This is a genomic window from Anaerobacillus sp. 63XJN7_5_ISO-PGPR-S23-430, assembly GCF_056173695.1.
This window is the reverse complement of sequence record NZ_CM149686.1, coordinates 1508688-1520969: the sequence shown is the minus strand read 5'-3', so window position 1 is coordinate 1520969 and position 12282 is coordinate 1508688. Positions and strand designations below refer to the sequence as shown.

Genomic DNA, 12282 nt, shown 5'->3' with positions numbered 1-12282 from the left:
ATCGTCATACCTCTATTCTATCAGTTTTGAACTTATGATTTAAACAACAGTCCTATCTCAGCATCCTTTTTAAAGAATAAACCAAAAAAACTTCCTCTAAGGAAGTTTATGGTGCTATTTCAACTGGAATTCGAAACAAGAAACTCTCTTCTTTATTATTCATCACAATAGGTACTTTAACTTCAATCTGATATGCACCTGGATCTAGAGGTTCTGTAGCAAGTGAATCCCCTTCGATAATTTCATCATTAGACACATTCTTTTCGACTGAAGGTACTAAAGAATTATATGGAATAACAACTTCGTCTGTATTTTGTTCAATAATTTGGTAATCCAATAGCCGGTCTTTTACTACCTCAACCTGAGTATTCTCGTCCCCTTCATACTTTATCTTGGCAGTAAGGGTAATACTGTGATCTTCTGCTAGTTTACTATTCACCAGAGCGCCTATAGGCATTTTTGGCTGCGTCTCCGATCTTGATACCACGTCTCTTTGATTTTCACTAAGCAAGTATTCACTAGTATTCATTTTCCGATCACTAAACAGTACATTGACAGCGCCTACAATAATAAAAACAATAAAAAACAATATAATTAGCTTAGAACTATCTAACTTCCATTTCTTCATAACGACATCCTTCCACGCTTATCTCAATGCACCTAGTATATCATTTCCTTATCCGAATATAACAAAAAAACTTTAATGAATAAGAAGTTTTGATACACTAAAATAAAGATCCAGAGAAAGGATGTCATTAGATGGATTTGATTATAGATGTACTTTATGGAACTGGAATTGTTTTCTTACTGATTGCTGGTTTGTATTTAGTTGATCAATTCCGCAAATAAGGCCTTATGCATTAGGTCCTGCTTTGTACAAGACCGATGGTGATGGATCAATAACGGAGGCATCATATTCCTGTTGAACTGACCCTTGTGGCATTTGTTTAATGATGCGAACGAGTTCTTCTTCATCAGGATTGTACCCTTTTCCTGATAAGTACTCCATTATTTCTCTAGTACTCACCGGTTCCTCAACATTTCTTAAAAAGCTTAAAATTTCATTCTGCATGATTTGTCTCCTTTCAATACGTCAACGTCTCACATTTTTATTACCCTATTAACAGAAATTATAATCGTTTTCACACCCGACTCTTTCCAAGCGTAATGAAATTCGCTAAACTTAAGATAGTTTCAGCTTTACTAAAATGAAAGATTCTATATAGAGGAAGGAGTAGGACATTGCGTTCATTATTACTAGTTATTTCAATGATGTTCGTTATCTTGGCGGGGTGCGGTAATAATTCATCTCAAACCTCTAACGAATCGAACGGAGGAGAACAAATGCAGGAAAACATCGCTTTTGAAACAGTCGAAATGCAGAATGCTCCTAAAGATGTTCAGACAACCGTTCAACAAAAATGGTTAGAAAAATCCACTTTTACAATTCCATCAAATGACGATCTCTATATTATTATTACTCGTGGTGAGATGCCAACAGGTGGTTATTCAGTCTCAATCGACAGTATCATTAAAGAAGGCAACGAAATTGTTGTCTCGTATCTCTATACTGATCCGAAAAAGGATGATATGGTTACACAAGCCATTACGAAACCAATTGTGATCTCAAAAATCGAGATGACGAATACTCGTGTTAATTTTAAAGAAATTCAAAAAAGCGTTCCTAATTAAGGATTCGCTTTTTTGTTACACACAAAATCACAACGCTTACAACATTCGTAATGAGCCATTAACAGGGGAATTACGCTTTTATTTATCCAGCTCCATTCCCCATGGCCTCGATCACTTCATCTCTCATGCTGAACACAAATCGCGTGTTCATTTGAGAGACTCCAGTGATTGTCGGCCATTAACGGGGAATTACGCTTTTATTTATCCAGCTCCATTCCCCATGGCCTCGATCACTTCATCTCTCATGCTGAACACAAAATAGCGTGTTCATTTGAGAGACTCCAGTGATTGTCGCCCATTAACAGGGGAATTACGCTTTTATTGAAAGGACTGAGGATATGATTGTTTATGAAGATAATGATTATTTTGTCATGATTACACAGCATGATCACGCTTTGCTTTCAGGGCAGTTTGCAGAAGCGTTGCGAAAGTCTTTTTGGCCAGGTAATCTCTATCAGGAAGATGTTTTATATGCGATAAAACATCATGATCGTGGATGGATTCCACTTGATGAAGTTCCATTTTGGAATGATCGACGCGAAGCACCCTACTCCTTCTTAGACTTTCCTCTAGCTACTAAGCTAGAATTCTATAAGAAAGGGATCGAGGAAGTGAATGAAAAAACAACTTACGGGGCTTTTCTTTGTAGCAAACACTATCGCTCTTTCTTTAATGGTGCCGAGTCTGAACATGCGATCCGTTTTTACGCAGAAGAAGAGAATAGACAGGATCAGCTCAAGGAATCAATTGATATACCTGATGATCTTCTAACATTTCACTATCAGTTTCTTCAATTTTGTGACGACCTGTCGCTCTATGCATGTTTTCAAGAACCGGGTGTCCAAAAAGAGGAAGAGCTCTCCTGGTATCGGAATGGATTCCCTCAATCCTTTTATTTTCTGGAGGAACAGGATTCAATACAGACAAGCTGGAAATCTACTGATACGATACAAATATCTCATCCTCTATTTCATGAAGATCACGTCTTTCAAGTGCAGCTTAAGCGTGTTCCAAAAAAACTGATCGAAACTGAAGGAATTTCAAAAGCTTATCAATCCACTCCAGTTGAATATCGTAGATTTCACTTTAGTAGCTAATGCTGACAATAGACAGTGAGATATTTGCCTCTGAACGAAAGCCAGATTCATCACGTCAACTTAAATAGGAACTTCCTAATCATTTAGGAAGTTCCTGTGTGAGTATACAAAGTCCCCTCTCCTAAGAAAGGCGTTAGAAAAGTAACGTTACAAAATAGAAAATAGTTCCCAGACCGGCAATGGAATAATTAAAAAGGCGATTGTTTTCTGACCAATTCTTTTCAGCGTTGAATTTTTCAAAGGCAAGCATTCGATAACTCGTCTCGCTTCTCATTCTCAACACACCCTTATTCGATTATTCTAACTATTCTTTCTATTATTGTAAGCGCTTACTTACTTAAAGTAAAGGTTTAACCACAACAAAAAAGCCGTTTAACTAACGGCTTTCACACTGGTCAAGTGGGTCTACTTCGTTTCGCCATGTTTCTTCGTTACGCAGTGCAAAAAGTAGCCAATCTTCGTTCCCATTATAATTGGAGTCGTTCCATTCGCGGAAATGAACCACTGATTGAAAGATCTCTCCCTGAATTGATTCAATTAATTGGTTCCTCTTAGGATGATCTTCTATCCAATCAAACAACTCTTTTGTGAGAATTGATTTGAGATCGAACTTCATAAGGTTTCCTCCTTTACTTTACCACACAGGAAGAAAATAGCAGATGTTAGTTTCACAAAACTTCCTCATTTTGATGGTTCATTTGCATTAGGGCATTTAATAATCGGTCAAGCTCCTGACTACAGCGAATGGTTCTCTCTGATGCAAATCCATATCGTCCCGCAACTTCAAACATTTCTTTGCGTTTTTTTTCAATTGCATCATACATGTCTCATTCCTCCTCATGCCAATACATTACCATTATGCCCATTTCTAGAAGGAATCAAAACGTATTCGACCAAACTTCCTATGCTATGTCAGAATTAGTAGGAATAAGACAAAATCTTTTGCTAAACTCGATTAATTGTGTAAAGAAATAGCTCTCTGTATGAAACTATCCTCCTGTATAAGGTTACTTATATAGTTCTCTTATTCCCCTTTTTCAATTGTTTAATCCATCGTTTGCATTTATAGATGAGTGCTACTCCCATTTCTTCTTATCATGATATTAAAATTCGTCGAGCCGTTCGTAAATGATTTTTCAAATGTGAATCCCGCTCTCTCATACACCTTGATCGCTCTCCTATTAAACGATGCTACAGTCAGTCTGAGACCTAAGAACCCATTGTATTCAATTGCATAAGCAAGTCCTACCTTCAAAAATGCCAATCCTGTTCCTTTGCCTGTCTGATTAGGATGTAGTCCAAGGCCAATATCGATATAATTCTCCTCGTAGGCGTCAACTTGGTGACCAGCTGGTACTTGCGCCGATTCTCCATAGCAAAAGTACCCAATCAAATTTCTTTTGTCATCGATCACATAAAAATAGGCCCCGTTCATAAACTCTAATAATTCTTCTTGATCGCCTTTAAAACTATACAAAGAATAAGGTTCATCATATGTCCACGTTTGAATTTCGCGTGCCTTTTCTAAAGTCATAGGGTGAATTCTCATAACCTTATCGATTCCCTTCCCACTCTCCATGAAATTGTGATAAAAATGATTGTATAAATTCATGCCGTTCTTCTGCAAGACTTTTTCCCGTCTCGGTATTCATAAGATCTTTTAATTTCAAAAGTTTTTCATAAAAATGATTAATAGCGGTAGACTGTTCATTTCGATAGGCATCCATTGTCATATTTGTTCTTGGTTCAATAGAAGGGTCATAAATCACTTCTGCTTTGGAGCCGGCGTACACAAACGTTCGTGCGATGCCAATCGCCCCTATCGCATCTAATCTGTCCGCATCTTGCACAACTTGTGCTTCGAGACTCTTAACTGGTGGACGATTCCCTCCTTTATAAGAAATAGTCGTAATAATTTCCATTACGTGTTCTCGATCCGCGGCCTTTAATTGATAGAGCAGCGCTTCTACCTCTCTTATTCCATCCTGCTCTGAGGAAGCTACTTTATCATCTGCTAAATCATGAACGAGTGCTGCTACTTCACAAATAAATGTGTTAGCACTCTCTTCATCTGCTATTCTTTTTGCTTGTTTGACAACCCGATCAATATGATGCCAGTCGTGACCGCTACCTTCTCTTTCTAATTTTCGTCTAACGTACGTTCTAAGTTCATTCAAAATAGTTTCCACGGTAATATGTCTCCTTCTCTAATAGTTGGGTTATGCCTACTCGAAATCTCCTCTCGGTTATAAATCGAAAAATTGATACTAGTAGCTATAACTTAACCCTCACAAAAAAAGGCCAGCTATGTGCTGACCTATAACTTCTCTTCGACTTCTGCTTTCTTTAGTAAATCTTCTTTCATTTGCTGAACTTTCTCTTGCGTTTTGGTTTCGATTAAATAGTCTTTTATACGATCCTTCATTTCTTCATAAGATGGTGGATTCTCAGCATCTTTTGAGAACTGATCATTATAAAATGCTTTCATCTCTTCTTCGGTCACTTCGGGTGTTTCAATTTTCTCTTTAACAAATTTATCTACAACGACAATATCAGAATATTGACTTTCAAGCTGAGCCAGCGTCATGCCTTGACCTTCTAGCGCTTTCTTCAGCTCATCCTCACCATCAAATTGAGCCTTTATTTGCTCAAGTTCAGTTTCAACTTCTTTATCTGATGCAGAGAAACCTTCTTCTTTTGCTTTCTGAAGCAGAAGTTCCTGTCCGATTAAATTATCCATAACTTCTTCTTCAATTGACTTCGCCACTTCCGTATCCGATGGATCTTCACCGCTCATCGTATAGCGCAGCTGAGTTTGAACTAGCATCGAATTATAATCTTTTCCCTTAATATCTTCTCCATTTACAGTAGCAACAACCTTATCTTCTTTTACCTTCATTGCTTCTAGTTCTTCCTGTGTTTGATCCATTGTTGCTGATTCTTCTGAAGGCTTTTCTTCTTTTTTCGCTTCACTATTATTGTTACAAGCAGCGAGCAAAAGAACCCCAATAAGCATTAATAAGCTAAGATATTTTTTCATGCAGATGATGAACTCCCTTCAAATGTGACGAAACGTCTATGTTGATTATAGGACTTATTATAACATTCTTAAAAATACTTCATAATAAATATGGGATATTTTTGTTTTTTCAAGACTGACTATAGTAAAGCCACAGTTCGAATAATCAACAATAATAGCAAAGATACCTTTAGTAAAAAATAAGGCAAAAGAAAAAACCCTAGAAAATCATCTAGGGTTAGTGTAAATAGTGATATCGTTTTTCTAATCGCTCTTGTATGAAAGACACACATACACAAACAGCCCAATAAATTAGCGCAACTAATATGTACATCGTCATAAAGTCGAACTCTCGGCCTCCAACTATTTTCGCATGATGGAGTAATTCTGGAACTGTAATGACCGCCGCTAAAGATGATGCCTTGATTAGATCAAGCATCACATTCGATAATGGCGGAATCGCTATTCGCGTTGCCTGCGGCAATACGACTTCCCTCATTGTTGTCCAATAAGGCATACCGAGCGCGGTCGATGCCTCCCACTGCCCTTTTTCAACAGATGACAGCGCAGATCGCTGTATTTCAGCAATATAGGCGGCGCTATTTAAGCTAAAACCAATCAATGCTGATGTTAAAGCTGAAAACTCAATGCCAACGACAGGTAACCCGAAATAAAGAATATAAAGAAAAACAAGAATCGGTGTACCTCTCATAAACGAAATGTAAAGTCGAGCTGGCCACCTGAGGGCTCTCCATTTTGACATTCTTCCAAGAGCAAGAAATAACCCCATCACCAGCCCGATAATCATTCCAACAAACGCGATCAATAACGTTAATCCAAGTCCTTGAATGACATAGGGAAACGACTTTAACGCAAGACCCGCATCAAATAGATATTCCCAATGTATTTCCCCCACTTGTTACAACTCCCACTTATTCTTCAAAATCAATATCTGGCTTAACTGATACGTTAGCTCCATCAAAGAATTTCTCTGAAAGCTCTTTGAGCGTCCCGTCTTCCTTCATCTCTTTAATGGTTTCATTCACTTTTGTTTCAAGTTCTCCGCTATCTTTTTTCATAACGATCGACTGGTCATTTGGATAATATTCGATATCTGGATGGATTGTAATATTTAAATCTGGAAAGGCAGCAAGAGCGAGCTTCTGTAAGTAATAATCATTCAGGATAATATCCGTTCTCCCTGTTGATACATCACGTAAATACTGTTCATTTGTCGCATTATCGTAAGTTACTTCTTCAGCACCGTGCTCACGAGCTACCTTCATATAAACCGTTGTTGAAGCACCAGCGGCTTTTTTCCCCTCAAGATCATCTAGTGAGTCAATTCCAGATAAATCATCTTTTCTTACGATCGCAGTTCCGTAAGAGTATTTAACTGGTTCAGAAAAAGCGAATTTTTCTTCTCGCTCTTCCGTTGATGTTATGTCGTTTGCAGCAAGATCTACTTTCCCTGAGTTGATGCTTGTTAACATGCCATCAAAGCCCATTTCTTCAAATTCAACTTCAAGATCAAGGCGTTTCGCCATCTCTTTTACAACTTCAACTTCGTACCCCGTCACTTCGTCAGAACCTTCTTCATAATAAGAAGTTGGATAGAGCGTCCCAGACGTAGCTACCGTAATCTTTCCTTCTTCTTGAATCTCTTCCCAGGCAGTCGGTTTATCTTCAGATGCTTCATTCGATTCGTTTCCACCGTTCGAACAAGCACTTATCACAAAAACAACTAGCCCCATTAAAAATACAGGAGCCAGTCGCTTAACGAAATTAGTCATTCATTTCACTCTCCTTTAATCTAGTAAACAGTAAAAACATATCACTATATGACAGTGTATTGCAACAATTACAACACATTCTTTTATACACAAACTATTTCCATTTTTCAATCAATGTTTTGATCGCTATGTTACGATAAAAACAATGTCAATCGTAAAGAAAACACCCTTAGGTTCAAGAGTGTTTCAACTGTTCATCTATTTTTTCATGAAGATATTTTGTAGCCTGATCGAGGTGCTTCAAAGCTTCACCAGGAAATTTATCAACATCTTTAGCTCTTTTTACATGTCCATATAAAACGAGATCCTGAGAATTCATCACAATATCGAGAACTTCTCTACCTACCTCATCTTTATTTTGATCCATGTGAATAGCTGTTTTGTACTCTCTCACTACTTCAGTTAGAATTTGTAACCTCTGCAAATCCATGTATACTCATCCCTTTACAGTCATTAATCCTATTTAAGCGTACCATGAACGACTCAGAATGAACACCAAAGCTATTCAATGAAACGGAGTAAATCGCCATAGATCACTTGATCAGAATAATCTAATTCATCTTGAACCTGACCAAAATAGCGAGCACATTTGTTTCGATTGGTTTTTGAACTTGTTTCTTTGTTATAACACGTATTTTTAGTATAGATAAGATTCTCTGTCACAAAACTTCCATCCCTGAAAATAACGAGGTCTTCTCGTTTTTTCGAGAATAGGCTTGTGCCAAAATTCAAACTTGTGCTTTCTTCTACGCCTAACAGCTCTAATATTGTCGGCTTTAAATCAACTTGTCCTCCAACTGTATCAATCACCTTTCCTTCTTCACCTGGGACGTGAATGATGAGAGGCACTTTTTGTAGATCGACATGTTCAACAGGACCTATTTCTTCACCTAGATAGTCGCCAAGAGCTTTATCATAAGTTTCAGATAACCCATAATGATCACCATAAAGAACAAAAATGGAGTCTTCATATAAACCGGCAGCTTTCATTTCTTCAAAGAAAGTCTTTATCGCTTCATCCTCATAGCGAACCGTTGCATAATATCGGTTTACTACTTCTTCCGGCGTCTCCGGCAGTGAAATCATTGTATCCTTTTCTTCTAATAAGTAAGGAAAATGATTTGTCAGCGTAAGAAATTTTGCCGAATATGGCTGATCCAGTTCTTTTAAGTAAGGAATTGATTGCTTGAAGAATGGGATATCCTTCAAACCGTAGTTAATGGAATTATCGTCACTCACTTCAAAATCCTTTTTTGAATAAAAACGATCGTAACCAAGCGTTTCATACATTTCTGACCGATTCCAAAATTCTCGATCATTTCCATGAAAAGAAGTTGTCGTATACCCCTCGTCATTTAATGCCTCAGGAAGTGAGAAAAACTCATTCTGTGGCTTTCTTACGAACACAGACCCACCGGAAAGTGGATACAAACTGTTATCAATCATAAATTCAGCATCAGACGTTTTCCCCTGTGCTGTCTGGTGATAGAAATTGGGAAAGAAAAAGCTTTCTTCCTTCAACTTATTTAGATAAGGTGTTGCTTCTTCCCCATCGATACTTTCATCAAGCATAAATGCTTGCGTAGATTCCAAAGAAATAATGATCAAATTTTTCCCTTTTGCGATTCCTTCATAGGAGGAAGATTTCAATTCCTTTTTCTCAACATAACTTTCGATTTCTGATAGTTCGGTATCATCCGCAAACGCACTATTAATGGATGTAAACGAGTTATAGCCTATATCATAAATATGGTATGTGTAGGCACCTAGTGACTTAACAAATAACTCTCGATCATATGATTTTTCAAATAGTAATGGATGCATAATCAACGCCAGTCCAGCTGTTCCTACTAATACGGCGACACCAGTAAGCGCCGTTCTTTTTCGTAGTTTCTCTGATAAAGGGATCTTATGTAAATGATTTCGTTTTAGGATCCAAAATAAGATGATGGAGTCGAACACGATGAGCGGATCATATAAATTCAACAGCTCAACTGTACTTTGACCTAGCCCTCCAACATTACCGAATTGAAAAAGAACAGGAACGGTAACAAAGTCTATGTAGAAACGATAATATAAAATATTACAATAAAGTAGAGCTGATAAAATAAAATAAACTGCTAGTATTAGGCCTGGTTTTGACTGCTTCCTAAAAAGACCTATACCTAGCAGTAATACGATTGACCCTATTGAATTAATGAAAAGAAACATTTCTTCGCCAATTCCGCTCAACGAAAACGAAAATTCAAATCGATAAACAAGGTACGTTTTTAGAACAAGTAATCCTACTAATAATAAATAAAAATGCCACACTGACTTTACTTTTCTTCTCTCTGCTTCCATCTGTCACACACCCCTTATATCTCCCTAACATAAATGAACTCTTTCTTTCTTTATTTACCACCAAAGGGGGATAACCAAACTACCGGCAAATCCCTCCTCTCTAAAGACGAATGAATAATCAAGAAAGTTTCATTTTAATAGGAAAAAACAAGGGCGATTACTCCAAACGCAATAAGAAAAAGTCCAATTGTGACACAAGAAATCGTTACAACCCACCACGGTATTGAATCAAGAGCTTTCGTTTCAATAAAAAAGAAAATACTTTCTTCTTTATCTGTTGCTTCAGATGCCCTTGCATGACCCGCCGTATCCGATTTCATAGCCTCAAGACGATGAAACAAATACTTGGGGCTTCCTACCAATACAACACCAGCAATCCAGAATATCACAGCTATCGTCCAACCCATTGCATATCCGCCTTTCCAAAATGCTTATTTGTTCAGTAGTATGAACGACTTCATCAAAAAAAACACCTCTAATCTAGAGGTGTTCTAATTCAGAATCCGTTCTGGTTTTGTATAAACATTGAAGCCTTCATGGCGAATAAACCCTACTGTTGTAATGTTAAGATCATCCGCTAATTGAATGGCAAGCTCGGTGGGAGCCGATTTTGAGAGCAGTACACCAATACCCATCTTGGATAGCTTAATAACAACTTCTGATGAAATTCTCCCGCTAAACGCAACGCTAAGATCAGAAGGATGAAGATGATGACGGAGTACGTAACCATATAGCTTATCAAGAGCATTATGTCTTCCAATGTCAGTACGTGAAGCCACCATTTCCCCATTTTTGAAAATGGCCGCGTTATGAACACCACCAGTCGATTTAAACGTAGCTGACTCCTCTTGCAACGTTCTCATATTAGCAAGACAAACGGAAGCCGTTAATTTAGGTGCCTTCATAATCGTCCGAGCCGTTTTTGAATCACTTTTCAAATAAAAATGTCTACTTTTTCCACAGCATGAGCTAATGACGCGCTTTGTATATGTATCAGACGTTAATGAACCTTGAACAGCAGCTTTTACATTTACAATCCCTTGTCCATCATTAAAAAGCATTTCTTCCACATCGTGATAAGATCGAATCACCCCTTCTGAAGCGAGAAATCCAATGACCATATCTTCTAAATGATCAGGTGTACAAACAAGCGTTGCGAATTCAGTATGATTAATTCGAATCGTGATTGGTTTCTCAAGAGCAATCACGTCTTCCTTCTCTTTAAATTTCCCACCTTCATACCGTGTGATTTTGCGTTCAGTCGTATGTTTGAATTGTTCCTCCATGATTATCCACCTATAAATGACATTTCAATCTTGTCTCTATTTAAAACACTTTCCTCTGTTCGCTCATCTGAATAGCGATCATGTCGACCGTTCCAGAGATTTGTTAGCATCGTCCGTAATTCGTCATCTGTCGCTCCATTACGAAGCGGATTTCGTAAGCTCATTCCTTTCGAAGCAAACAAGCAAGTGTAAAGAGCTCCATCAGCTGAAAGGCGCGCTCTTGTACAGCTAGAACAAAACGAATCACTGACAGATGAAATGACACCAATTTCACCAGATCCATCTTCATATTGATAGCGGCTTGCTACTTCGCCAAAGTATGCAGCATCAACAGATTTAAGAGGAAAAGTCTCTGCTATTTGATCAATAATATCTTTCTTATTCATCACATGATCAAACTTCCATCCATTTGAATTTCCTACATCCATATACTCAATAAAGCGAACGATGTGCCCGCTATTTTTAAAATACGAAGCCATTGGAACGATCTCGTGATCGTTAACTCCCTTTTGAACGACCATATTAATTTTAACTTGAAGTCCTGCATCGGCTGCAGCCTGAATGCCTTCGAGAACAGGTTTTATCTTAGTTCCTCTCCCATTCATTTTGCCAAACGTTTCATCATGAATGGCATCAAGACTAACATTCACCCTAGTGAGACCTGCCTGCTTTAATTTTAATGCGCTCTTTTTTAATAAAGAAGCATTCGTTGTTAAAGCTATATCATCAAGACCTTTAATTTGTGATAGCATACCAATAAGGACATCGAGATCCCTTCTAAGTAGCGGTTCTCCGCCAGTCAGACGAATCTTCTCAACCCCCATCTCAACAAATAACCGAGCGAGACGAGTAATCTCCTCAAATTGGAGAAGGCTCGTTTTAGGAAGAAATTCATAATCTGGACCGAACGTTTCTTCAGGCATACAGTAACGACAGCGGAAATTACAACGGTCCGTTACCGATATACGAAGATCTCTTAAAGGACGTTTCAGTTGATCGTATAATAATGTTTCAGTTGACATGAACCTCGCTCCTTTCAAACAGTTGTCATG

The 12282-nt window shown here is 37.9% G+C and carries 17 protein-coding genes; 2 read left to right on the top strand and 15 right to left on the bottom strand.

The annotated features are described in order from the left end of the window. Positions 1-106 precede the first annotated feature (106 nt). Together AC0VYJ_RS08310 and AC0VYJ_RS08305 are read right to left on the bottom strand one after the other, a co-directional pair. Positions 107-628, bottom strand: a complete 522-nt coding sequence (locus AC0VYJ_RS08310; protein WP_430242165.1) for a hypothetical protein — start codon at positions 626-628, stop codon at positions 107-109. Positions 629-853: 225 nt separating this feature from the next. Then, entirely contained in the window at positions 854-1072 is a 219-nt protein-coding gene (locus AC0VYJ_RS08305) for a hypothetical protein (protein WP_430242166.1), read from the bottom strand. A 170-nt stretch (positions 1073-1242) separates the two neighbouring features. Between AC0VYJ_RS08305 and AC0VYJ_RS08300 the strand changes: the two genes are divergently transcribed. Both AC0VYJ_RS08300 and AC0VYJ_RS08295 read left to right on the top strand, forming a co-directional pair. After that, the gene (locus AC0VYJ_RS08300) at positions 1243-1692 is read left to right on the top strand and encodes a protease complex subunit PrcB family protein (RefSeq protein WP_475367141.1); all 450 of its coding nucleotides are present in this window, start codon (positions 1243-1245) and stop codon (positions 1690-1692) included. Positions 1693-2030: 338 nt separating this feature from the next. Beyond that, the gene (locus AC0VYJ_RS08295) at positions 2031-2789 is read left to right on the top strand and encodes a DUF3891 family protein (protein WP_475367140.1); all 759 of its coding nucleotides are present in this window, start codon (positions 2031-2033) and stop codon (positions 2787-2789) included. A 133-nt stretch (positions 2790-2922) separates the two neighbouring features. Here the strand turns inward: AC0VYJ_RS08295 and AC0VYJ_RS08290 are convergent, their stop codons facing one another. The 13 genes from AC0VYJ_RS08290 to moaA all read right to left on the bottom strand — a co-directional run bounded on the left by AC0VYJ_RS08290 (position 2923) and on the right by moaA (position 12252). Beyond that, positions 2923-3063, bottom strand: a complete 141-nt coding sequence (locus AC0VYJ_RS08290; RefSeq protein ID WP_404682473.1) for a hypothetical protein — start codon at positions 3061-3063, stop codon at positions 2923-2925. 102 nt (positions 3064-3165) lie between these two features. Beyond that, on the bottom strand, positions 3166-3405 hold the full coding sequence (locus AC0VYJ_RS08285) for a hypothetical protein (RefSeq protein ID WP_194221119.1): 240 nt from the start codon (positions 3403-3405) through the stop codon (positions 3166-3168). 52 nt (positions 3406-3457) lie between these two features. Further along, positions 3458-3613, bottom strand: coding sequence for an aspartyl-phosphate phosphatase Spo0E family protein (locus tag AC0VYJ_RS08280; protein WP_194221118.1), 156 nt, complete (start codon positions 3611-3613; stop codon positions 3458-3460). 239 nt (positions 3614-3852) lie between these two features. Further along, positions 3853-4323 carry a GNAT family N-acetyltransferase gene (locus tag AC0VYJ_RS08275; RefSeq protein WP_475367139.1) on the bottom strand — a complete coding sequence of 157 codons (471 nt, stop codon included), beginning with the start codon at positions 4321-4323 and terminating at the stop codon, positions 3853-3855. 19 nt (positions 4324-4342) lie between these two features. After that, on the bottom strand, positions 4343-4978 hold the full coding sequence (locus AC0VYJ_RS08270; protein WP_475367138.1) for an HD domain-containing protein: 636 nt from the start codon (positions 4976-4978) through the stop codon (positions 4343-4345). Positions 4979-5106: 128 nt separating this feature from the next. Further along, entirely contained in the window at positions 5107-5829 is a 723-nt protein-coding gene (locus AC0VYJ_RS08265; RefSeq protein WP_475367137.1) for a SurA N-terminal domain-containing protein, read from the bottom strand. Between the two features lie 217 nt (positions 5830-6046). Then, positions 6047-6724, bottom strand: a complete 678-nt coding sequence (locus AC0VYJ_RS08260; RefSeq protein WP_430242177.1) for an amino acid ABC transporter permease — start codon at positions 6722-6724, stop codon at positions 6047-6049. Between the two features lie 16 nt (positions 6725-6740). Next, positions 6741-7601, bottom strand: coding sequence for a transporter substrate-binding domain-containing protein (locus AC0VYJ_RS08255; RefSeq protein WP_475367136.1), 861 nt, complete (start codon positions 7599-7601; stop codon positions 6741-6743). A gap of 175 nt (positions 7602-7776) precedes the next feature. Beyond that, a complete protein-coding gene (locus AC0VYJ_RS08250) occupies positions 7777-8031 on the bottom strand; it encodes a hypothetical protein (RefSeq protein WP_194221112.1) in 255 nt (84 codons plus the stop codon). A gap of 71 nt (positions 8032-8102) precedes the next feature. Next, a complete protein-coding gene (locus AC0VYJ_RS08245) occupies positions 8103-9944 on the bottom strand; it encodes an LTA synthase family protein (RefSeq protein ID WP_430242181.1) in 1842 nt (613 codons plus the stop codon). Positions 9945-10078: 134 nt separating this feature from the next. After that, positions 10079-10351 (bottom strand): hypothetical protein, encoded by a 273-nt coding sequence (locus AC0VYJ_RS08240; protein ID WP_226612478.1) that lies wholly within the window; start codon positions 10349-10351, stop codon positions 10079-10081. A gap of 84 nt (positions 10352-10435) precedes the next feature. After that, positions 10436-11230 (bottom strand): formate dehydrogenase accessory sulfurtransferase FdhD, encoded by a 795-nt coding sequence (fdhD, locus tag AC0VYJ_RS08235; RefSeq protein WP_475367135.1) that lies wholly within the window; start codon positions 11228-11230, stop codon positions 10436-10438. Positions 11231-11232: 2 nt separating this feature from the next. Next, complete coding sequence (moaA, locus tag AC0VYJ_RS08230; protein ID WP_475367134.1) at positions 11233-12252, bottom strand: GTP 3',8-cyclase MoaA; 1020 nt, start codon at positions 12250-12252, stop codon at positions 11233-11235. Positions 12253-12282: the final 30 nt, after the last annotated feature.